The sequence below is a fragment of the Shewanella sp. BC20 genome, assembly GCF_003129585.1.
Classification (GTDB): domain Bacteria; phylum Pseudomonadota; class Gammaproteobacteria; order Enterobacterales; family Shewanellaceae; genus Shewanella; species Shewanella seohaensis.
On the sequence record NZ_NHRI01000001.1, the window covers coordinates 410,329 to 432,078 of the forward strand.

Here is a 21,750-nt window from a genome sequence, read left to right on the forward strand (position 1 = left end):
TGATCAGGCTCGGCCTATTATCAGTAACGATTAATCGTCACCGTAACCTAAGCTTCGCAGGGCGCGCTCATCATCGGCCCAACCGGATTTGACCTTCACCCACACCTCGAGGAACACTTTGTTATCAAACAAGGTTTCCATATCGAGGCGCGCTTGCGTGGCGATGGTACGAATGCGCTCACCTTTGCTACCAATCACCATCCGCTTTTGGCCTTCGCGCTCGACCAAGATCAGGGCGTTGATTTGATAAACGCCGTTTTCCATCATCTTAAACTGCTCTATTTCAACCGTCGCATCATAGGGCAATTCATCCCCTAAAAAGCGCATCAGTTTTTCGCGGACAATTTCAGAAGCCATAAAACGTTGCGAACGGTCGGTCACATAATCTTCTGGGAAGAAGAAGGGATTCTCGGGCAGAGACTCTGCCGCCATCTCTAAAATGCGCTTAACGTTGGTGCCCTTACTGGCCGAAATCGGCAAGATCTCATCGAAGGGATACTTCTTGGCCACTTCTTCCAAATAAGGGAAAAGGGCTTCTTTATCTTTGATATTATCGACTTTATTGATGGCTAAAACGGTTTTACGCTCTTCACCACCACGGCGAAGTTTGCTTAATACCATCTCATCATCGGCGGTCCATGTCATACCATCGACCACAAAAATCACCATAGACACATCGGCAAGTGAGCTCGCCGCCGCGCGGTTCATCAGACGGTTAATTGCGCGCTGCTCTTCAATATGCAGACCAGGCGTGTCGATAAACACGATTTGGCGTGGACCATCGGTATGGATACCCATGATGCGATGACGCGTCGTTTGCGGCTTTTTCGAGGTAATACTGATCTTTTGCCCAAGCAAACGGTTCAGCAGGGTCGATTTCCCCACGTTAGGGCGCCCAATAATGGCCACCATGCCACAGTAGGTCACATCATAGTGAACAGACGGCGCCGCCGCGCTCGCTGCATTCATCCTTGCCAGTAATTCATCTAAGCTCGGCTCATTGCTCGCGTTAGCGGCATCGACAGCTGGCAAGTCTGTTTTTTTGGTCATTTCTTCAGTAACTCCAATACTTGAGCCGCGGCAATCTGCTCGGCTTTGCGGCGCGAACTCGCTACGCCAATCACGCTTTCGCTCAAGTCATCTATACGACATTCAACGGTGAATGTTTGATCGTGGGCATCGCCTTCTATATTGATTACTTGGTAATCGGGTAGCGGCTTCTTTAACCCTTGTAAATATTCTTGCAGTAAGGTTTTAGCGTCTTTTTGATTCACGCCGGGTTGGATCTCGGCCAAACGCTCGGCGTACCAATGCAGTAATAGCTTACGGCACACTTCGAGATCGGAATCTAAGTAGATTGCGCCGATAATCGCCTCGACCGCATCGGCCAAGATAGACTCACGTCTAAAACCACCGCTTTTTAACTCACCAGGGCCTAAGAATAAATAATCCCCAAGCTTAAAGGCCTTAGCAATCAAGGTGAGCGTATCACCACGCACTAAGGTGGCGCGCATCCGGCTCAAATCACCCTCAGTCGCCTTAGGAAACTGATGGTATAAGGCGTCTGAAATCACAATAGATAAAATCGAATCGCCTAAAAACTCTAAACGCTCGTTGTGCTTATTTGCCGCACTTCGATGGGTCAATGCTTGGGTAAGAAGCTCAATATTCTTGAACTCATAACCCAAAGTACGACACAAACGTGGCAAATTTTTAATCGGTTCCATACTAGTGAATTCCACCTACTCGTTCAAAACGTACTCCACTGGGCACCCAAGTTGGCAGGAAGTCGGCTTTAGAACGGTCAAACTCAAAACTAATCCAGATAGCGACCGCTTTACCGACAAGATTCTCTTCAGGGACAAAGCCCCAGAAACGGCTGTCGGTACTGTTATCGCGGTTGTCACCCATCGCAAAATAATGTCCTTCGGGTACAAGGAACTCACCCGCAGGTAAGTTAGCTTCACGCTTGAAGTATCCCAGCATATCGGGGCGGCTTGGATTGATTAAAATATCGTGGGCCACTTCACCGAGTTGCTCTTTAAAACGAATTAATGGCACACCATCTTGGCTGAAATCACCACGGCTAATTTCGGTACGCGCCACCAGTTCTGCCTCTGGGCAATGGGTTTGCTCTGCGCCACAGGCTTTTTGGATCATTAACTGCTTGTTGCGGTAAATAATCCGATCGCCCGGTAAACCCACCACGCGCTTGATGTAGTCAATCTGAGGATTCTCAGGATATTTAAACACAATCACATCGCCACGTTTCGGCTCGCCCGTTTCAATCAGTTTAGTGCGCCATACGGGATCTTTTAGGCCATAGCTAAACTTTTCCACCAGAATAAAGTCACCCACTAACAGGGTTGGCATCATAGAGCCTGAGGGAATTTGGAATGGTTCATAAATAAACGAACGCAGGATCAACACGAAGGCAATCACAGGGAAGATGGAATGCGCGGTTTCAACCACTGTGGGTTCGCGGATGATGTTATATTCAGCTTCCTCGGTTAAATTAGCCTGCGAAGCCTTGGCTAAGGCTAAGCTTTCGCGGCGTTTAGGCGCAAATACCAGCACATCGATTAACCAGATCAGCCCTGAAATCAGGGTGACTAGCACTAAAATAATGGAAAAATAGGCTGCCATTGCTTATTGAACTCCTGCCTTGAAATGTAAAGATCCAAACTCAGCGACTATTGTATTTCGACTCGCGAACTTTAGTTAACTTACCGTATTTCTAAAAAAACACCACAAAACATACGATAAGCTAAGTAAAGCGCCGCAAACTGCGGCGCAATAATAGCTAAATTGTGTTATCTCGAGTGTTACTCGTTTAGCTTAAGTACCGCTAAGAACGCCTCTTGCGGCACCTCAACGTTACCCACTTGTTTCATCCGTTTCTTACCCTCTTTTTGTTTATTCAAGAGTTTCTTCTTACGGGAAACGTCACCACCGTAACACTTCGCCGTTACGTCTTTACGTAGGGCTTTTACGGTAGAACGGGCAATAATTTGGCTGCCAACAGCGGCTTGAATCGCGATATCAAACATCTGACGTGGGATCAGCTCCTTCATCTTCTCAACCAGCGCTAAACCACGGTGACGAATGTTTGAACGGTGAATAATCATCGCCAATGCGTCTACGCGGTCGCCGTTGATCAGAATATCTAAACGCACCATGTCCGCAGGATCGAAGCGGATGAAGTTGTATTCTAACGATGCATAACCACGGCTGGTCGATTTTAAGCGGTCGAAGAAGTCCATTACCACTTCTGCCATTGGCAGGTGGTAAGTCACGGCCACTTGATTACCGTGGTAAACCATGTTCACTTGGGTACCACGTTTTTCGATACACAGGGTAATCACGTTACCTAAGTATTCTTTTGGCACCAGAATATTAGCTTCAACGATAGGCTCACGCATCTCTTCAATGTTGTTAATCGCCGGCAAGTCTGCTGGGTTATCAACATAGATGGTTTCACCACTGGTCAACAGCACCTCATACACTACGGTTGGTGCCGTCGTGATAAGGTCAAGATCGTATTCACGCTCTAAACGTTCTTGAATGATTTCCATGTGGAGCAGGCCTAAATAGCCAATACGGAAACCAAAACCCAGGGCCGATGAACTTTCAGGTTCGAAGAACAATGACGCATCGTTTAGGCTGAGTTTGTTCAGCGCATCGCGGAAGTTTTCATATTCATCGGTCGAAATTGGGAACACACCAGCGTAAACCTGAGGCTTCACTTTCTTAAAGCCGGGTAATGGCTTTTCAGCGCCATGCTTAGCCAGCGTCAAGGTATCACCCACTGGTGCACCGTGAATTTCTTTAATACCCGCGATAACGAAACCTACTTCACCGGTTTTCAGCTCGGTTTTATCGGTTTGTTTAGGCGTGAAAATACCCACGCGGTCTGCGGTGTGGTTTTGTCCAGTAGACATTACCTTAAACTTGTCGCCTTTCTTCAGCACACCGTTTTTAATACGTACGAGAGAAACAACGCCTAAGTAGCTATCAAACCAAGAGTCGATGATCAGCGCTTGTAGCGGCGCCTCTGGGTCGCCTTCTGGCGGCGGAATTTGCTCAACGATGACTTCTAACACTTCGTCAATACCCACGCCGGTTTTGGCCGAGCAACGCACAGCGTTCATCGCATCGATACCCACGATGTCTTCAATCTCAGCGGCTACGCGCTCAGGATCGGCTTGGGGTAAGTCGATTTTGTTCAGGATAGGTACTACGTCCAGATTCATATCCAGCGCGGTGTAACAGTTTGCAAGCGTCTGAGCTTCAACGCCTTGACCCGCATCCACCACGAGCAGCGCGCCCTCACAGGCGGCTAATGAACGAGATACTTCATAGGAAAAGTCAACGTGGCCAGGGGTATCAATAAAGTTAAGTTGGTAAGTTTCGCCATTTTTGGCTTTGTATTCCAACGTGACGCTCTGCGCCTTAATCGTGATACCGCGCTCACGTTCTAGATCCATAGAATCAAGAACTTGCGCATCCATTTCACGGTCGCTTAACCCGCCACAAACCTGAATAAGACGATCTGATAGCGTCGATTTACCATGGTCGATATGGGCAATAATTGAGAAGTTTCTAATGTGTTTCATTATGCTGCTATGACTAATACTGAAAAATGGATACGGTTCAAAGGTGCGAAATTGTACCTGATTGCGGTTTCAATACCAATCAGATTCACTCATCCTTCTCTTTAAGTCGAAAAATGCGGCTCTCAGCGGAAGTTTATTGCCAGATTAAAATCAATAACAATATGAAATTAAAAGGGTAATTTTTCTAAACTGATCCCTGAGCCTAAATAAGCCAAAATGACAGGTTGCGAATCGACTTCGAGTTGTTTTGCCTTGTGCTTTCCAAAGAACCAAGCGGCTATCGCCCCTAAGGCGGCAAAGGCTATCGCACTGAGATCCGAATTGATTTCCAACAAACCTGCGAAAAACTGGCCAAATACCGCGCCAGCAAATAAACCAAGCAGCGGCATCAAATAAACTAAGGCCGCCGCTTTCAGGATCACGCTCTCTGGCAGACCGAGCTTTAGCAGTTCGCCAACCTCGCAGTTTCGTTCACTTTGAATGGAGAATTGTTGAGTCTTTGCCGAAAAAGCCTGAGCCACCGCCGACGTACCACAAGACTCGCTACTGCTGCAGCTCTTGCAAGTACTTTTAAGCTCTACCTCGACGGTCAGCCAACCTTGATTATCGCAGGCGACAACCCGCGCAACTTCTTCCATCATAATAAGAGGCCTTATTCTAACATCAGACTTTTCGCGATACGGGCTAGGGTTTCGGTCGGTACTTTACCTACGGCAACTACTTCGGCATTACCCACTTTTTCAGATACCAAAGACAAACCATTACGAGTGATTAACTCTTCGGGTAATGGCGTCGAGCCAGCACGCGCGACATAGACAGAAATACTGGCTAAGCCATCGGTTAACGCAATATATTCAACCGCCTCGTGACTGCCAATCAAACGGTGATGATCACGCACCACAACGCTAAATCCTGCTGGCAACCAAGAAAACTGCCAATTTTGTCCATCTTGGCGTTCAGCCTGGTCGATAACCGCTGGCCATTCTTGCTTATAGGCTTCCTGCAGAATCGATGGCGGCTCATTTAACTCAATAAGCTCAATCACCATCAACTGTTCAAGTAATTGTTTATCTTGAGTCAGCATGTCGTATCTGAGGGGCAGGTAGGTGTCCATATCCAGCCAAATTTGGAAACCGTAACGGTACTCATCATTTGGCAATAAACGGATCATTTGACCGGGACGTCCCGCAATACGCGTACGACCACCGAGTACAAACTGATAACCCACTTCTAAATCACTCATCTTTGACGAGAAAGCCGCAGGCCATACGCCCTGAATATGATTAGAAAGGATGCTATAGGCGGGTTGATCGTGTTCGATAAAGGTGACTCGATTGCCCACTCTGACCGCATTTTTTGGCGGGCCATTGAGGTACTCAAGAAACGCAACTTCCTGATTATTCACCTTACCGTGAAGATAAACCAAAGGCCGAATATGGTCGGCCTGAAGTTGTATAATCGATGCTTTAAATTCTTTCTCTTGTAAAGCCTGGCTCATTTTTTCAAGCCAGACTTTAGCAGGCATATCTTCCTGCGCCACTGCAGGGAATACCAAGGCTACTAAAGCCAATAGGATTAGACGCAAGCTAACTCCTTACTACTGATTGACAGGAACGGGAATAACCTCGCTATTGTCTTCTACAACGGCACCTGTATTCAATCGTTGTTGCAACATATGGTCCTGAATATAAGTATTAATTCGGCGACGTTGCTCATTCAGTTGGTCATTCGTGTAGCTCTGATTTTGCTGCACTGGACCTGTCTGTAAGCTCACTGGCGACGCACTACCAATCAACGGACGGGTAATGAGCACAGGTGATGGCGAAGCTGCATCATCGGCAGTTTGGTTAAAGTTCTGTACGCCTACGATAGCGAACATGGCCACAGTTGCGGCAATAGCATACTGACCAAACTGCTTGAATAAGGGCACAACACGGCTTTGGCCAGCATTGACGGCGACTTGCTGTGGAGCCGCTGTAACTTCAGGTGCGCTTACTTGAGGCGAGACAATGGCAGGCTCAAGCTCGATTGCAGCCGCAATACTGGCGGAAAGGTCTAACGCCATAGTCTGGGGCAATTCACCCCGCATAGCATCACCTATCACATGATAGTTACGCCATTTATTATGTGAATGCGTATCGGCAGCGAGTTCTGCCATAGTCTGCAGATCTGTCTCTCCATCGACAGCGGCAGATACCCATTCTTGACCTAATTTATCCATTGTTCACCTGTCTAAATTTAAGGGTGTTACTCTTCCAGCAATGGCTGGAGTTTTTTGTCGATTGCTTCACGGGCACGAAAGATACGAGATCTTACAGTACCCACAGGGCAATCCATGATGATGGCAATATCTTCGTAACTCATCCCATCGAGTTCACGCAGCGAGATCGCCATTCGTAATTCTTCCGGCAAGGACTCTAATGTCTCGAAAACCACTTTTTTGATTTCGTCCGATAACATTAGTCGCTCTGGGGAGGCAAACTCCTTTAGCGCGTCACTGCCTTCATAGTATTCGGCATCCTCGGCATCCACATCATTTGCAGGCGCTCTGCGCCCCTGTGACACGAGGTAATTCTTAGCCGTGTTTACGGCTATGCGGTACAACCAGGTATAAAACGCACTTTCTCCGCGAAAGTTTGGCAAAGCTCGATAAGCTTTGATAAACGCTTCCTGTGCCACATCGGTAACGTCGGCTTGGTTACGCACATAGCGTGAAATCAAGCTCACTACTTTACTCTGATATTTAAGCACCAACAGGTTAAAAGCGTTTTTATCTCCCCGTTGTACGCGCTCAACTAATTGTTGATCACTAATTTGTCCACTCATCCGAGCCGACTTCTCCCAAATCTAAAATGCTGATTTCTCAGTCGCTCGAATCATATTCACTTATGTAGACTAGCGTGCTTTGAAAAAGTTCTAAGAATTATACAAAAAAAGTAAGGTTAAAAGGAAAGTACCCATAATCGGTGAGTTGGTTTACCATAGATGGCACTCTCAGTCATAGCATGATACCCGATGAAACAAGTAGTTGAACACCAATCTGACATATTAGTCATAGGTAGCGGTGCCGCAGGTCTGACACTAGCTTTGCATCTTGCTGAAAAAGCAAACGTAATTCTGCTCTCAAAAGGCCCACTCTCGGAAGGGTCGACATACTACGCCCAAGGCGGTATCGCCTCTGTGTTCGATGAAAGTGACACCATCGAATCCCATGTGGCCGATACGTTAGTGGCCGGTGCCGGCTTGTGCGATAAAGAAGTGGTAACTTTTACTGCTGAAAACGCCAAGAGCGCCATGCAATGGTTAATTGAATGTGGCGTGGCATTCGATAAAGAAGAAACCGCTGGCGATAATGCCAAAGACGCACCTTATCATTTGACCCGCGAAGGCGGCCACAGCCATAGACGTATTCTGCATGCCGCAGATGCAACGGGCAAAGAAGTGCAAACCACGCTGCAAGAACGCGCCCTCGCCCACCCCAATATTCAAGTTTTAGAACGTTACAACGCCATCGACCTCATCACCACCCGTAAATTAAATCGCCCTGGCAATCGCGTGTTAGGCGCTTATGTGTGGAACCGTAATGCCGAGCAGGTCGAAACCATTAAGGCAAAATTTGTCGCATTAGCCACGGGCGGTAGCTCTAAGGTCTACCAATACACCTCAAACCCCGATGTGGCGAGTGGTGATGGTATTGCCATGGCGTGGCGTGCAGGTTGCCGTGTGGCCAATATGGAATTTAATCAATTCCATCCGACCTGCCTTTACCATGCTGATGCGCGTAACTTCCTACTGACCGAAGCCCTGCGCGGTGAAGGAGCTTATTTACGTCGCCCCGATGGCAGCCGCTTTATGCCTGACTTTGACGAGCGCGCCGAACTCGCGCCCCGCGATATCGTGGCCCGCGCCATCGACTACGAGATGAAGCGTTTAGGTGCCGATTGCGTCTATTTAGACATCAGCCATAAAGACAGCGACTTTATCATCAAGCACTTCCCAACAATTTACAGTCGCTGTTTGGAACTGGGCATTGATATCACTAAGGATGCCATTCCTGTGGTGCCTGCCGCCCACTATACCTGTGGTGGTGTAATGACTGACTTACACGGCCAAACCGACCTAAACGGCCTCTATGCCATCGGCGAAGTAGCCTATACCGGCTTACATGGTGCGAACCGCTTGGCGAGTAACTCGTTGCTCGAGTGCTTGGTATTTGCCCGCGCTGCATCGCAGGATATTGAGAGCCAAATGCACAAAATTCCATTACCGGGGCAAATTCCGGCGTGGGACGAGAGTAAAGTATCCAACTCCGATGAAGAAGTGGTGATTGCCCACAACTGGCACGAACTGCGCCTCTTTATGTGGGACTATGTGGGGATTGTCCGCTCGGATAAACGCTTGGAGCGTGCATTGCGCCGCTGCCTGATGTTGCAACAGGAAATCCAAGAGTATTACAGCAACTTCAGGGTCAGTAATAACCTGCTGGAACTGCGTAACTTAGTGCAAGTGGCGGAGCTGATTATCCGCTGCGCCATGGATCGTAAAGAGAGCCGTGGTCTGCACTACAATATCGACCATCCAGAGAAGGTAGACTCACCGCAACCAACGATTCTGCAACCTGAAAAATAACCGCGTTGCTTAAGTGACACGTTTAACGGGCTAAATCTACTCAGATTTAGCCCGTTTTATTTAGGCTAAGGAAACATGTTAGATATGGATTAAAGGGACTCGCGCTGGCTCGTCGCCTGAGTTTTAACCTTAAGTAAGAGTCGGCATAAGTGGCGGTAATTCTTATAGCTAAACATATCGGCCCAAAGGGGCAAAAGATACAACTTATCGGCGGACTGATAATAAACCAAGCAAACAAAGGGCGTTACCCAAGTTCTGGGGAGCACATGAAACGCCTCCCCCGTCGAGAGCCAACCTTCCCCTTTTCCATTAAGCTCAAAACGGCAATGCCAAGTTCTCAGTCGCCATAACTGATAGCCCAAGAATCCGAGGATTAAAACGGCGAAGACCAACTTAAGCACAAGCCAAAATACGACGTCCGTTTCAGGCCAGATAAGTAACGAAGTACTGCAGACACAAACAAAAACGACCAACGAGAGTCGTTGGTCGCGAGAGGCTTTTACGCTAAAACTATGGCGCCGCTCTGCCACGGACTTGCACTACCATGCGGGCAAGCTCTGCATCGGGACAGGCTTCATGACCCATAAACCAGGCAAATAATTCAGGGTCTTCACACTCGAGTAAACGAATGAATAGGGCCTTGTCTTCATCCGACAAATCCTGATAAACATTTTCGACGAAAGGCTGGAACAAGACGTCCAATTCGAGCATTCCGCGGCGACATGCCCAGCGGACCCGTGCAATGTTCATTAACTCCAAGTTAATTCTCCCAAAACTAATTTCGCCTTAGTTTACCAGTTCACGCCGTAGAGTGTCGATGCAAGCCGTATTGAAACTTGGTTTAACACCGCTGAACTTGGCTGTCTAATCCGGCAAATAAATCACTGAAATCCGTCTCTAATAAACGTTTCACCGCGGGATGTTGGATCATCCGCTCGGCAAACATCACATGGTATTCTTCCTTCACATCTAAGGTTTCACCTAGGAGATGCATGCCATGGGAAATCACCTCTTGAGGGTAAACCGACGGCGTAACGAAGATCCCGCGTTTCAGGTAGCCAAAGGCCTTCATCATCGCCGCATCGTCAAACTCGCCTAGGATGCTCACCTTAAGATTTTGTTCATCGAACCAACGGTATAATTGTTGCCCAAGCGATGTTCTACGACCGGGGATCAGCAATTGTGCTTGTTCTAAACAAGCCGGGAAATCGGCGCTGTAGGTTTCGGCGGAGAAAAAGCTCACGCCACACTCACCCAGTTTTTTCGATAAAATCTCAGGATATTTCAATGACTCACCCGCACAGTCCGAGAGGATCATATCCAGTTTATGCTCGCGTAAACGAGTCATTAAACTTTCGTGGGTCGCTTCATAACAAGCAAGGTGCATAGAGCCGTCATTCGGCACCACTGAAAGTAATACGCGACTCGCCAAGGCTTTAGACAAGGCATCGGCAATACCCACTTCAAATAAAATGGCATCATCTTTTTGATAGTTGAGTAAATCGAGCATCTCATAACTGAGGGAAAACATCTTATCGGCGTAGCGAAATACCAACTCACCGAGCTCTGTCGCCTCTAAATTGCGTCCGACACGTTTGAATAGGCTGCCGTTAAGGCGATCTTCAAGGGCGCGAATTTGCCCCGTGATGGTTTGAGGTGTCAGACAAAGGGCTTCGGCCGCCTTGGCCACAGAGCCCTTCTTCTTGATCATCCAGAAATAATAAAGATGGTTGTAATTAAGATGCAGCATCGCCAATGAGCTTCCTCTGATGGATACCGCAGCCTCAAGGGCTGCGTCATGTCGGATCGCAGTGACTCAGCTTAACAAATGATGAGTCGATAGCGCTATTTTAAACGCTGACAATCCAATAAGTTAACCACTATTCCCTGCAGCTGTTCTAAATCGGCTGCGGTACCCGTACTAACCGCTTCCGTTACACCCGAGACTAAGCTGTCTCTATCCGGAATACGGTTGGCGCAATAAGTGCGGTTCGCCTCTTGGAAACGTTTACCGCCACGGTACTTGAGCGCCCTAGACTCATAGCCATTGGTTTCAAGCCGTGCGCCTAATGCCTCAGATTTAAACATTAACGCGCCATCGACTATGCCCTCAAGGTAGCTTTGACAGGTTTGTGATGCGACATCCTTGTTACAGGCATCAATCTGCGAAGCCATTGCGCTTGAAGAAAGTGTTAACAGTGCTGCCATTCCTACTAATTTCATATTTATCATAGTTATACTCCTTTTTTAGGTAACACTTTTGATAACCAGAAATACCCGATCAAGGCCGCCAGAATTGAGCCTATCAAGGTGCCAAGGCGCGCTAAGTCGCCGTACATAGGGTCTGCTTGCTCAAATGCCAGCGAAGCAATAAACATCGACATCGTAAAACCAATACCACACATTGCCGCCACAGGCGCAATCTGCTTCCAACCAATCCCATCGGGTAATTGCGCCAACTTCAGTTTGACGGCCACATAACTAAACAGCATCACACCAATCGGCTTACCTAACATGAGTCCCAATGCAATCCCGACAGGTACAGGTGAAATAAGGGTGTCCAAACTCATGTTACCTATGGCCACACCCGCATTCGCAAAGGCAAAGACTGGCAAGATAAGGAAAGTGCTCCAAGGGTGCAGGCTATGCTCTAAATGCTCAGAGGGTGAACTGCCATCTTTTGCCCGCAGTGGGATACAGAAGGCAATAATCACCCCGGCTAAAGTCGCGTGGACGCCAGACTTTAATACCGCCACCCACAGAACGAGTCCTAATACCCCATAGGGGGCTAATGCGGTCACACCTTTACGGTTTAAGGCGACTAAACCGACAATCGCAATGCTGGCAATCACTAAGCTAATGGTTGAGAGATCGCTGCTGTAGAAGAGCGCAATAATCACAATCACACCTAAGTCATCAATAATGGCGAGTGCCAACAGGAAGACCTTCAATGCCACTGGCACGCGGCTACCTAGCAGCGCCATGATACCTAATGCAAACGCAATATCGGTAGCCGCAGGAATCGCCCAGCCCGCTTGGGTCACAGGATCGCCATAGTTAAATAACAGATAAATGCCTGCTGGCACTAACATACCACCAATCGCCGCAAAGGTTGGCAGTGAAGCCTGGGCCACACTGGATAAGGCGCCTTCTAACAGTTCACGCTTTACCTCTAAGCCAATCAGTAAGAAAAACAATGCCATCAGGCCATCGTTAATCCACAGCAACAGCGGCTTATGCAGATCGAGCGCGCCGACACGCACTTGTACTTCAGTTCCGAGAAAACCTTGATAGAGTCCCGCTAGAGGAGAGTTGGCCATGAGCATGGCTAAGACAACAGCAACCAATAACAGGATGCCGCCAGCCGATTCCTGGCTCAGAAAATTTCTAATTGCTTTTTCCATCTTGCACTCCAAAAAATCATAATGAAATGAGTGTAGACGAAGAAAATTGACAAGTATAATCGATAGTTTCGACAAAATACCTCGGCAATTCCGAGGTATTAGTCGATTATTTCGCCGTTACACGGCGACAGGTGCTTTGATATGCGGGTGTGGATCGTAGTGAGTTAGCTCGAAATCTTCGAATTGATAATCGAAAATAGAAGCGGGTTTACGCAGGATCGTCATGGTGGGTAACGGTCTTGGCTCGCGGCTTAACTGCAACGCCGTTTGTTCCATATGGTTGGAGTACAAGTGGGTATCGCCGCCTGTCCACACAAAGTCACCCAAAGCTAAATCACATTGCTGTGCCACCATCATGGTCAGCAGCGCATAACTAGCGATATTGAAAGGTAAGCCTAAGAACACATCACAGCTACGCTGGTACAGCTGACAGGATAATTTGCCATCGGCAACATAGAATTGGAAAAAGGCATGGCAAGGTGCCAACGCCATTTTATCCAGTTCACCCACGTTCCACGCCGAAACAATCAAACGACGAGAATCGGGTTGAGATTTGATTTGTGCGATCAGCTGAGCGATTTGGTCGATAGCATCGCCACTTTTGGTCGGCCAGCTGCGCCACTGCGCGCCATAAACTGGGCCTAAATCACCGTTTTCATCGGCCCATTCATCCCAAATACTGACTTTATTCTCACGCAGATAAGCAATATTGGTATCGCCCTTCAGAAACCACAATAGCTCATGAATAATCGAGCGCATATGGCACTTCTTTGTGGTCACTAAGGGGAAGCCCTTACTTAAATCGAAACGCATTTGATAGCCAAACACTGAGCGAGTGCCGGTACCGGTACGGTCTGATTTATCCACACCTTCGGCTAAGATGTGCTTCATCAAGTCTAAATACTGTTGCATTACTGCTTACCCTCTGGACGAAGAATGAGATATAAACCGAAGAGGACCATCGGCACAGACAAGATTTGTCCCATCGTCATAAAGCCCCAGTAGAGACCTAACTGCGCATCGGGTTGTCTTACGGTTTCAACAATCATACGGAAAATCCCGTATCCGAGTAAGAACATGCCCGACACGGCGCCGACTTTCTTCGTTCGTTTACTGAACCAATAGAGGAGCAGGAATAAGGCTACCCCTTCAAGGGCGAATTGATAGAGTTGTGATGGATGACGAGGTTCTGGTCCACCACTTGGGAACACCATGGCCCAAGGGACATCGGTGACTCGGCCCCATAACTCACCATTAATAAAGTTACCGATACGGCCCGCACCTAAGCCAATAGGTACAACCGGTGCCACCATATCTGCGACCGCAAAGAAGGTACGCTTTTGCTTCCAAGCGATATAAATCATGGCGGTAATTACCCCCATCAGACCGCCGTGGAAGGACATGCCGCCTTCTGAGATCTTAAACAAATACATTGGGCTAGCGAGGAAATAATCGAAATGATAGAAGAGCACGTAGCCGATGCGGCCACCTAAAATCACCCCTAAAAAGCCATAAAACAGTAAATCGGAAACCTGTTCCCGCGACCATAAACCATTGGAGCGGTCGGCCTGGCGATTGAGTAACCACATGGCGGCGACAAAGCCAACTAAATAAGTAAATCCATACCAACGCAGGGCGGGTTCAAAGGTTTGTCCAAAAATATCAAAGGGACCAAACTTCACGATCACAGGATCGATATTGGGAAAATTCAATGCCATAACTTATCCATCAACAGCCTCAAATCGAGGGCTAAACACTAAAAATCAGCTCAGAATTAATTTGAGACCGACACACAGGAGTAAAAGTGCAAATATTTTTTTAAGGACCGAGGTAGGCCAAGTGCTTGCCGCCTTAACGCCTACTGGAGCCATTAAAATTGAGGTTATTATTAAGCCAAATAACGCAGGTAAATAGATATACCCTAAGGTTCCCTCGGGGAGATCCGGCGCGTTAAAGCCCGCGATTATATACCCTAAGCTGCCCGACAAGGAGATTAATAATCCGGTCGCGGCGGAAAATCCCACCGCTAGGCGCATCTGCAAACCAAAATAGGTTAAAAACGGCACTAACAAGACGCCGCCGCCAATCCCCATTAATCCTGCAATCGCGGCAACAATCACGGCCACCACAAACAAAATCATCGAGTTTGGTAGCTCTCGGTTCGATTCGGTTTTAAAGGGATAAGCCATTTGAATCGCCATTAACATCACAAATACCGCAAACCCTTGTCTGAGGGTCGCCGCAGGAATTTGTTCGGCAATAAAGCCGGACATGAGGGCGCCGAGAATAATCCCCGGGAACATGGTTCGAAACAATCCCCAAGGCACGTTGCCGCGTTTATGGTGCGCTCTGGCAGAAGATATCGAGGTTAAAATGATCGCCGCAAGAGATGTGGCAATCGCAATATGGGGTAACTGAGCCGAAGTGATACCGACAGAAGGTAAAATATAAAGCAGTGCGGGCACGACAATTAAGCCACCACCGATGCCCAATAACCCCGCCATAAAACCGACAAACGCGCCTAAAGCCAAGCAAATAAAGAACACCGACAGCAAACTATCCACACGGGTACCTACAGCGTGATTAAGTGAAGCCTTAGCTTAAAGCAAAAGGCGCGATTAGTTAATTAAGAATTGTGGCCAATCCCTGCTGTGTTAAATATTCTTTAACCAACTCACGCACTTGAAAACCGTTTGATAGGCTCAAGGCCTGCGACAAGAGTTGGGTCAAATCGGCACGGGACACTCGGCGCAGCAGGTAATTTATCCGCGCTAAACTGCCTTGGTTCATACTCAAATGCTGGTATCCCATCGCCACCAACAGAATCGCCCCCATGGGTTCTCCCGCCAGCTCACCACAGATACTAATATCGAGTTGATGGTAGTCACAATCGAGCCGAGCCTGGTGCAGCGCCCGAAGAATGCCTGGATGATAACTATCAAACAGAGAACTCACCCTTGGATTGTTACGGTCCACCGCGAGTAAATATTGGGTCAAATCGTTACTACCGACCGACACAAAATCGACGCGTTTTGCGACTTCATCCAACTGATATAACAGCGCAGGGACTTCGAGCATAATGCCAATGCGCGGCATTTCAATCTGGCTGTTCACATCGTTCTTGAGTTCAACGTAAGCCTGTTCTAAATAGGCCAATGATTGATCAATTTCATCTAAATTACTGACCATGGGAAGTAAAATACTGAGCTGCTTGCCCTCTCCGCCCGCTTGCAACATCGCTCTTAACTGTACGAGGAACAGCTCGGGATGATCCAATGATAAGCGGATACCGCGCCAACCGAGGAAGGGGTTATCTTCTTTGATCGGGAAATAAGGCAGCGGCTTATCGCCCCCCACGTCTAAGGTACGCATCACCACAGGGCGACCCGATGCCGCCGATAACACCTGTTGATAAACTTTTACCTGCTCGGACTCACTCGGAAAACGCTGCTGTAGCATAAAGGGAATTTCGGTGCGATATAGCCCGATACCATCGGCGCCTTCGGCGATTTCAGAGGCGACACCACTGAGTAACCCAGCGTTAAGGTATAAACGAATACGCGTACCATCGAGCATGACCGACGGCAGGGCTAACTCCTGCGCGTATTGGCGTTGCAACGCCTTTTGCGCCGAAATCAAACTGCGATATTCGCTCACAATGGCGGGCGATGGCGACACCATCAATTGCCCACGGCTGGCATTGACCACTAATAACTTTTGATCGATATCGGCCGACAACAACTGCTCAACGCCAGTAATGGCGGGTACGCCCAGTGCGCGCGCTAAAATGGCCGCATGGGAGTTAACGCCTCCCAGTTCAGTGACAATACCAGCTAATTTTTGTCGAGGGAATTCCGCCAGCAATGTGGCATCCGCTTCACGGGTAACGAGAATCACCGGCTTATCGGGTTCAAGTTCTAAACGCTCGGGTTCGATTAACTGCCTTAATACCTTCTGCCCAAGGTCACGAATATCGCTCGCCCGCTCCTTCAGGTAGGGATCTTCCATCGCTAAAAACTGTTGAATATAACGCAGCGAAACTCGGCTGACCGCCGATTCAGCTTCCCAGCCCTGCTGCACTTCACGGGCATATTCCCCCCCTAGGCTGGCATCATCGAGCAGCAGCTGCAAGGCATTGAATATCGAGGCAACTTCTTCATCCTGCTCACGGTCAAAACGCTGAGATAAGGCGCCGATTGCCTCTTTACAACGCCCCATCGCCGCCACTAATCGGCTGGATTCGAGAGCGATATCCTCGCAGCGCACATCGGGCTGCTCAAGGGAGATTTCGCCACCGAGCACTAAGGCATGGGCAATGGCGATACCGCTAGATGCTGAGGTGCCCTGGAATAAAATCTGTTGATGCAGCGAACTGACCTGCGCCTTTTGCTTTAATCCTCTAATCGCCATCGCGAGCTGCGCGGCCAAGGTCATTAAGAAGGCTTCTTCCCCTTCGCTAAATTGCCGCGCGCTGGCCTGCTGCACCACAATTACGCCGACTACGGCTTTTTGATAAATAATGGGGACGGCTAAAAAGGCACGGTATTCTTCTTCAGCGACTTCGGGGAAGAGTTTAAAGCGTGGATGCAAACGCGCATCGGCAAGGTTTACGGCTTCTTCGCGTTCAGCAGCCAAGCCAACCAAACCTTGGGTTAACGGCATGCGCACGCGCCCAACGGCACTCTTTTCGAGGCCATCGGTGGCAGATAATACGAGTTCTTGCTGATCTAGGATGTAGACCGAGCAACATTGGGTTTCCATCGCCGCTTTGGTCGATGAAACTAGGACTTCTAATGCGGTTTCTAAGCTGTGGGCGGACGCCACAGCTTGAGTAATATCCCTGAGCGTATTTAACACTGTTTTCAATCCTCTTTTGAAAATCAGCCCGTTGTTCTTTGTCTTACCCGCTTCCTCGGAATTTCCTGGGTTTGGAATGACAATGCCGTTACCGCAAATTCTTTCATAACCTTACGATAAACATCACGCTTAAATGAGACAACTTGCCGCACAGGATACCAATAACTTACCCAACGCCAATCGTCAAACTCAGGGTGGCCTGAAGAACTTAAATTAATCGCACTATCTTGGCTTTTGAGTTGTAACAGAAACCATTTTTGTTTTTGACCGATACACACAGGCTTGCTGTCCTGCCTCACTAAACGTTTAGGTAAACGATATCTCAACCAAGAACGGGTCGAGGTTAATATAGTGACATGCTCAGGTCTTAAGCCTACTTCCTCATACAATTCACGGTACATCGCCTCTTCTGCCGTCTCACCATCATCGACGCCGCCCTGAGGAAATTGCCATGAATGTTGTCCGAATCGTCTGGCCCACATGACTTGGCCGTATCTATTACAAATTATTATGCCCACATTTGCGCGAAAGCCGTCGCTATCAATCACATGGACTCCAAATAAGGATAACTTTTAATAAACCGATTGTTTCACAAAGCCAGTCTCTCAGCAAACCTCTATTTACAGCTATTTTTTGGATAAATACCCTCAACTTACTACTTTATCAACAATCCAAGGGTTTCAACCTTGGGGATATCCACATTTTCTGTGGATATCTCTGTTTGAAACTAGGGTAAACTAGGTATATCGTTCAAAAAACATCAAATATCGTTCATGGCAGTCTGCTTATTTAAATAAAATAAAAAAATTAAAATCATAAAGTTACATATAATCAGTGTAAGAATATGTGACTTAAAAACTAAAAAGCTCACTTTTTGACCTAATGCAAATTATGCGATTTCATCCGAGTAACACCTAAATGTTATACACAGAGCTATCCCAAAATTACCCACACTCCCGTGGAAAAATGCCCCTTTTAGCCATTGACTCACGATTTTTATTCGGTTAAAGCCCACTGCATTGTGAGTTATCCATAATATCTGTGGATAAATATGTGAGAAACGCAAGGGAAAACCGAGAGTAACTTTGAACACTTTCGCAGGCATTGGATTGCAAACTGACAACTAATATTAAAATCATGCACTTACAGATTTCTCTATGAGTACAATCTTATCCTTTTTTGAGTGCTCAATTTTTAACCTCTGTTGCTAAGCACCTATTTTCCAGTAAAATTCGCCCTATGAAACCGATAATCCCCCCTCAAAATCTGAGCGAACTGCTCGAACGTGCCAATATGATGGCCGGCATCTCTTTGGCCCAAATTGCAGCCCACCGCGGGATTATTGTGCCTAAGGATCTGAAACGAGATAAGGGCTGGGTCGGACAACTCATTGAAATGGAGTTAGGTGCAACTGCCGGCTCAAAACCCGAGCAGGATTTTCTCCACCTCGGCGTTGAGCTAAAAACCATTCCCATCGATAGCAAAGGCAAACCACTGGAAACCACCTATGTGTGTGTGGCGCCGCTAACCAATATCGAAGGCTTAACTTGGCAAGACAGCTTAGTGTGTCACAAGTTACAGCGTGTGCTCTGGGTACCCGTTGAGGGCGAGCGGCATATTCCTGTGGGAGATCGTAGAGTCGGCACCCCCATATTGTGGGAGCCCGATCTCCAAGAGCAAAGGTTACTGCAACAGGATTGGGAGGAGATAATGGAACTTATCGCCTTAGGTAAAGTGGAAAAACTCACCGCAAGGCATGGCGAAGTGTTGCAACTGCGCCCTAAAGCCGCCAACAGTAAGGCGCTGACCCAAAGCATTGCCGAGGACGGTAGCCTTAAAATGACCAATCCACGGGGTTTCTATTTAAAGACCGCTTTTACCGCCATGCTATTAAATAAGGTATTTGGTTAAATTTTCGTAGCTATATAGCGTTGGATTGATCCAGATCACAAATATCACTGGCACTCTAGTGATGATTTTCTATAAACTACGGCATCCTGAAATATATGGTCGTATTCGGATACAAAACCCGTTGTGAGAGCACGTAGACAAGCGAAAAAACTTCTTTTTGCGATATTAGCTTGGGCGATAGCCATGGCTGCGTTCGTGTTTTTCCGATATGCACAGTCGCCAGAGTTACCACAATGGGCTGTCGGTTCGGCCGATCTCGCGACGCTTGCCGTTTACATGGGCATCATTTTTGGCAGCCTACATTGGATGTCGAACCTGATCGCCGACTTCAGCGCGATCAATCGTCTTCCCTATGTATTCTCAGTGATTTTTAAAGGTTTGTTCCTGCTACTTGGGGCGACGACCTTAGCCTATATGACCCAGTTCTTGAATATGTGGGCCATAGAAAATCACATGTCGACCCTAAGACAAATGCTCACGGCGCATATTCTCTATAGTCCGTCCTTCCAAGCGCTCATCGTCTATTTAGTGGTTGTTCGGGTCAGCTTAGCCTTTGTCGAACAAATGGCACTCTTAGTTGGGCCGCGTATTCTGCTCAATATTGGTTTAGGTAAATACCATAAACCTAGGTACGAACAGCGTTTATTCCTTTATTTAGATATGGTTGCTTCGACAACCCACGCAGAATCCCTTGGGGATTACCGTTTTAGCCGTCTCATTCAAGACAGCTTTAGCCTGCTATCCGATACTGTGACCAATAACGAAGCCGAAATTTACCGTTATATGGGTGATGCCGTATTGATCCACTGGCCGTTAGAGGAAGGCGTGGTACACGACCGCTGCATGAATATCTATTTTGAATTTAGCCAGCAGTTAAATTGGCAGCGACGTTACTTTGAAGAACACTATGGTTTTGTGCCCAAATTTAAGGCGGCGGCCCACTGTGGACAAGTGGTTGCTGCAGTGGTTGGTGTGCAAAAACAAGAAATTAGCTTCTTTAGTGATGTGCTAAATACCTTAGCCAGACTTCAAGATCAGTGTAATCCACTGGGGCAACGCATGTTGATCTCAGGTGCGCTCGCGGGCCGACTCGACAATCCCAATAGCGAATACCGCTTAACTAATTTGGGTCCAGTCAAATTAAAGGGGAAACAACACTCGATTGAAGTGTTTGGTGTTTCCCCTCTCTAATATCCTAGCTTTAACTTAACTTACAGCGTTTATTCCATTTCTTTGGTTAACAGCTTTTGAATAAGCAAACCTAAGGTACGGAAGGTCAAAATCCGGCTGGTTGTTTGTCGCCAAACTAAGCCGATATCGCGGTAAGGCGCTTCACCTGGCGGTGTCATCACCACCAGATCGGTATCATTTAAGATGCCAGCATCAATCGCCATTTGCGGTAAGAAGGTTGTGCCCAGCTTGCTATCCACCATTTGCACTAAAGTGTGCAGACTGGTTGCGGCAAAGGGATTCACCTTAGCGCTGTCACCTAACTGACAAGCGGTAATCGCATGCCCTGTAATACAGTGTTCACTCTGCAGCAGGAAGATACTCTCATCGGGCAAAGTCTGATAGTCGATAGGTTGATGAATGCCACCCACTAAGTCTTTATGGATCACCATCTTAAAGGGGTCTATCCCAACTTTCATGCTGTGGTAACCACTGGTATCCACAGGCAAAGCGAGGATCAGTAAATCCAACTCCCCTTTGCCTAAGGCATCGAGCAAACGCTCAGTAGTATCCTCTTTGAGTAATAAACTCATCGCCGGATAAGCTTGCTGACATTGCTTAACCACGCGGCTTAATAAAAATGGCGCAATCGTTGGAATACAACCTAAGCGGATATCCCCTGTCATAGGTTCGCCCTGGTTTTTAACCAGTTCGACTAAATCATCCACATCCGTGAGGATTTTGCGGGAACGCTGCACCACTTCTTCGCCGATAGCGGTGAACATAAAGGATTTATGATCACGTTCAATTAATTGATGGCCAAGCTGTTCTTCAAGATTCTGGATCCCGCTCGACAGCGTTGATTGACTGACAAAACACACCTTAGCGGCGCGGTTAAAATTCTGCTCTTGGTGAAGATTCACCAAATAGAATAAATTCTTGAGGCTAGGTAAATTTTTCATTTAATCGATTGCCACTAAGGTTATGAATTAATAAATTTAATCAACTCTAGCATAAGTTATCAACTAAAACGCGGCTGAATTGCTCAATAGTGTGAGCAAAATCGATTTTCAATCAAAGGAAAAGGTAAGAGAGCACTTACAGCGTACAAACGGATGGAATAAACACAGGAGATAAGACTTGGAGGTGCAACATCGCGCTGC

The 21,750-nt window shown here is 47.5% G+C and carries 22 protein-coding genes; 3 read left to right on the top strand and 19 right to left on the bottom strand.

The window, feature by feature from the left end:
* Positions 1-30: 30 nt before the first annotated feature.
* The 8 genes from era to rpoE form a co-directional block, all read right to left on the bottom strand.
* A complete protein-coding gene (era, locus tag CBX96_RS01735) occupies positions 31-1,050 on the bottom strand; it encodes a GTPase Era (protein ID WP_011623597.1) in 1,020 nt (339 codons plus the stop codon).
* Entirely contained in the window at positions 1,047-1,727 is a 681-nt protein-coding gene (gene rnc, locus CBX96_RS01740) for a ribonuclease III (RefSeq protein ID WP_011623598.1), read from the bottom strand. The genes era and rnc overlap by 4 nt, the downstream gene beginning before the upstream one ends.
* Before the next feature lies 1 nt (position 1,728).
* Complete coding sequence (gene lepB, locus CBX96_RS01745) at positions 1,729-2,646, bottom strand: signal peptidase I (RefSeq protein ID WP_109285500.1); 918 nt, start codon at positions 2,644-2,646, stop codon at positions 1,729-1,731.
* Between the two features lie 179 nt (positions 2,647-2,825).
* Positions 2,826-4,616 (bottom strand): translation elongation factor 4, encoded by a 1,791-nt coding sequence (gene lepA, locus CBX96_RS01750; protein ID WP_088210501.1) that lies wholly within the window; start codon positions 4,614-4,616, stop codon positions 2,826-2,828.
* Between the two features lie 167 nt (positions 4,617-4,783).
* Positions 4,784-5,257 carry a SoxR reducing system RseC family protein gene (locus CBX96_RS01755; protein WP_109285501.1) on the bottom strand — a complete coding sequence of 158 codons (474 nt, stop codon included), beginning with the start codon at positions 5,255-5,257 and terminating at the stop codon, positions 4,784-4,786.
* Positions 5,258-5,268: 11 nt separating this feature from the next.
* A complete protein-coding gene (locus CBX96_RS01760; protein WP_011626884.1) occupies positions 5,269-6,201 on the bottom strand; it encodes a MucB/RseB C-terminal domain-containing protein in 933 nt (310 codons plus the stop codon).
* 12 nt (positions 6,202-6,213) lie between these two features.
* Positions 6,214-6,837 carry a sigma-E factor negative regulatory protein gene (locus CBX96_RS01765; RefSeq protein WP_011626885.1) on the bottom strand — a complete coding sequence of 208 codons (624 nt, stop codon included), beginning with the start codon at positions 6,835-6,837 and terminating at the stop codon, positions 6,214-6,216.
* 26 nt (positions 6,838-6,863) lie between these two features.
* A complete protein-coding gene (gene rpoE / locus CBX96_RS01770; RefSeq protein WP_011626886.1) occupies positions 6,864-7,442 on the bottom strand; it encodes an RNA polymerase sigma factor RpoE in 579 nt (192 codons plus the stop codon).
* 189 nt (positions 7,443-7,631) lie between these two features.
* Here rpoE and nadB point away from each other — a divergent pair, with 189 nt between their 5' ends.
* A complete protein-coding gene (nadB, locus tag CBX96_RS01775; RefSeq protein ID WP_086903302.1) occupies positions 7,632-9,245 on the top strand; it encodes an L-aspartate oxidase in 1,614 nt (537 codons plus the stop codon).
* Positions 9,246-9,334: 89 nt separating this feature from the next.
* On the opposite strand, the gene CBX96_RS21625 is transcribed toward nadB, so the two are convergent.
* From CBX96_RS21625 to rppH, 10 genes are all read right to left on the bottom strand, one after another.
* Positions 9,335-9,775 carry a protein YgfX gene (locus tag CBX96_RS21625; protein ID WP_109285502.1) on the bottom strand — a complete coding sequence of 147 codons (441 nt, stop codon included), beginning with the start codon at positions 9,773-9,775 and terminating at the stop codon, positions 9,335-9,337.
* Positions 9,756-10,004: a succinate dehydrogenase assembly factor 2 gene (locus CBX96_RS01785; protein WP_109285503.1), complete on the bottom strand. Its 249-nt coding sequence runs from the start codon at positions 10,002-10,004 to the stop codon at positions 9,756-9,758. The genes CBX96_RS21625 and CBX96_RS01785 overlap by 20 nt, the downstream gene beginning before the upstream one ends.
* An 82-nt stretch (positions 10,005-10,086) precedes the next feature.
* The gene (gene nhaR, locus CBX96_RS01790; RefSeq protein WP_086903346.1) at positions 10,087-10,995 is read right to left on the bottom strand and encodes a transcriptional activator NhaR; all 909 of its coding nucleotides are present in this window, start codon (positions 10,993-10,995) and stop codon (positions 10,087-10,089) included.
* 95 nt (positions 10,996-11,090) lie between these two features.
* Positions 11,091-11,477 carry a hypothetical protein gene (locus CBX96_RS01795; protein WP_011717882.1) on the bottom strand — a complete coding sequence of 129 codons (387 nt, stop codon included), beginning with the start codon at positions 11,475-11,477 and terminating at the stop codon, positions 11,091-11,093.
* Positions 11,478-11,479: 2 nt separating this feature from the next.
* On the bottom strand, positions 11,480-12,649 hold the full coding sequence (gene nhaA / locus CBX96_RS01800) for a Na+/H+ antiporter NhaA (protein ID WP_089067264.1): 1,170 nt from the start codon (positions 12,647-12,649) through the stop codon (positions 11,480-11,482).
* 117 nt (positions 12,650-12,766) lie between these two features.
* Positions 12,767-13,561, bottom strand: coding sequence for a thymidylate synthase (gene thyA / locus CBX96_RS01805; RefSeq protein ID WP_109285504.1), 795 nt, complete (start codon positions 13,559-13,561; stop codon positions 12,767-12,769).
* Positions 13,561-14,367, bottom strand: a complete 807-nt coding sequence (lgt, locus tag CBX96_RS01810; RefSeq protein ID WP_089067262.1) for a prolipoprotein diacylglyceryl transferase — start codon at positions 14,365-14,367, stop codon at positions 13,561-13,563. The genes thyA and lgt overlap by 1 nt, the downstream gene beginning before the upstream one ends.
* Positions 14,368-14,412: 45 nt before the next feature.
* Positions 14,413-15,213: a sulfite exporter TauE/SafE family protein gene (locus tag CBX96_RS01815; RefSeq protein ID WP_086903298.1), complete on the bottom strand. Its 801-nt coding sequence runs from the start codon at positions 15,211-15,213 to the stop codon at positions 14,413-14,415.
* Positions 15,214-15,271: 58 nt separating this feature from the next.
* Complete coding sequence (gene ptsP / locus CBX96_RS01820) at positions 15,272-17,506, bottom strand: phosphoenolpyruvate--protein phosphotransferase (RefSeq protein WP_109285505.1); 2,235 nt, start codon at positions 17,504-17,506, stop codon at positions 15,272-15,274.
* A gap of 23 nt (positions 17,507-17,529) precedes the next feature.
* Positions 17,530-18,054, bottom strand: coding sequence for an RNA pyrophosphohydrolase (gene rppH / locus CBX96_RS01825; RefSeq protein WP_011623615.1), 525 nt, complete (start codon positions 18,052-18,054; stop codon positions 17,530-17,532).
* A gap of 691 nt (positions 18,055-18,745) precedes the next feature.
* Here rppH and mutH point away from each other — a divergent pair.
* Positions 18,746-19,417 carry a DNA mismatch repair endonuclease MutH gene (mutH, locus tag CBX96_RS01830; RefSeq protein ID WP_109285506.1) on the top strand — a complete coding sequence of 224 codons (672 nt, stop codon included), beginning with the start codon at positions 18,746-18,748 and terminating at the stop codon, positions 19,415-19,417.
* A 123-nt stretch (positions 19,418-19,540) separates the two neighbouring features.
* On the top strand, positions 19,541-20,608 hold the full coding sequence (locus CBX96_RS01835) for an adenylate/guanylate cyclase domain-containing protein (RefSeq protein WP_041412723.1): 1,068 nt from the start codon (positions 19,541-19,543) through the stop codon (positions 20,606-20,608).
* A gap of 29 nt (positions 20,609-20,637) precedes the next feature.
* On the opposite strand, the gene oxyR is transcribed toward CBX96_RS01835, so the two are convergent.
* Entirely contained in the window at positions 20,638-21,549 is a 912-nt protein-coding gene (gene oxyR, locus CBX96_RS01840; RefSeq protein ID WP_086903133.1) for a hydrogen peroxide-inducible genes transcriptional activator OxyR, read from the bottom strand.
* Between the last annotated feature and the right edge of the window lie 201 nt (positions 21,550-21,750).

What these genes read in the sequence shown, in the direction of transcription:
- nhaA (WP_089067264.1), bottom strand. Translation starts at nt 12,649, where the DNA reads ATGGAAAAAGCAATTAGAAATTTTCTGAGCCAGGAATCGGCTGGCGGC.
- lepB (WP_109285500.1), bottom strand. Translation starts at nt 2,646, where the DNA reads ATGGCAGCCTATTTTTCCATTATTTTAGTGCTAGTCACCCTGATTTCA.
- nadB (WP_086903302.1), top strand. Translation starts at nt 7,632, where the DNA reads ATGAAACAAGTAGTTGAACACCAATCTGACATATTAGTCATAGGTAGC.
- thyA (WP_109285504.1), bottom strand. Translation starts at nt 13,561, where the DNA reads ATGCAACAGTATTTAGACTTGATGAAGCACATCTTAGCCGAAGGTGTG.
- rpoE (WP_011626886.1), bottom strand. Translation starts at nt 7,442, where the DNA reads ATGAGTGGACAAATTAGTGATCAACAATTAGTTGAGCGCGTACAACGG.
- CBX96_RS01795 (WP_011717882.1), bottom strand. Translation starts at nt 11,477, where the DNA reads ATGATAAATATGAAATTAGTAGGAATGGCAGCACTGTTAACACTTTCT.
- rnc (WP_011623598.1), bottom strand. Translation starts at nt 1,727, where the DNA reads ATGGAACCGATTAAAAATTTGCCACGTTTGTGTCGTACTTTGGGTTAT.
- era (WP_011623597.1), bottom strand. Translation starts at nt 1,050, where the DNA reads ATGACCAAAAAAACAGACTTGCCAGCTGTCGATGCCGCTAACGCGAGC.
- CBX96_RS01765 (WP_011626885.1), bottom strand. Translation starts at nt 6,837, where the DNA reads ATGGATAAATTAGGTCAAGAATGGGTATCTGCCGCTGTCGATGGAGAG.
- CBX96_RS01755 (WP_109285501.1), bottom strand. Translation starts at nt 5,257, where the DNA reads ATGATGGAAGAAGTTGCGCGGGTTGTCGCCTGCGATAATCAAGGTTGG.
- lepA (WP_088210501.1), bottom strand. Translation starts at nt 4,616, where the DNA reads ATGAAACACATTAGAAACTTCTCAATTATTGCCCATATCGACCATGGT.
- mutH (WP_109285506.1), top strand. Translation starts at nt 18,746, where the DNA reads ATGAAACCGATAATCCCCCCTCAAAATCTGAGCGAACTGCTCGAACGT.
- lgt (WP_089067262.1), bottom strand. Translation starts at nt 14,367, where the DNA reads ATGGCATTGAATTTTCCCAATATCGATCCTGTGATCGTGAAGTTTGGT.
- nhaR (WP_086903346.1), bottom strand. Translation starts at nt 10,995, where the DNA reads ATGCTGCATCTTAATTACAACCATCTTTATTATTTCTGGATGATCAAG.
- oxyR (WP_086903133.1), bottom strand. Translation starts at nt 21,549, where the DNA reads ATGAAAAATTTACCTAGCCTCAAGAATTTATTCTATTTGGTGAATCTT.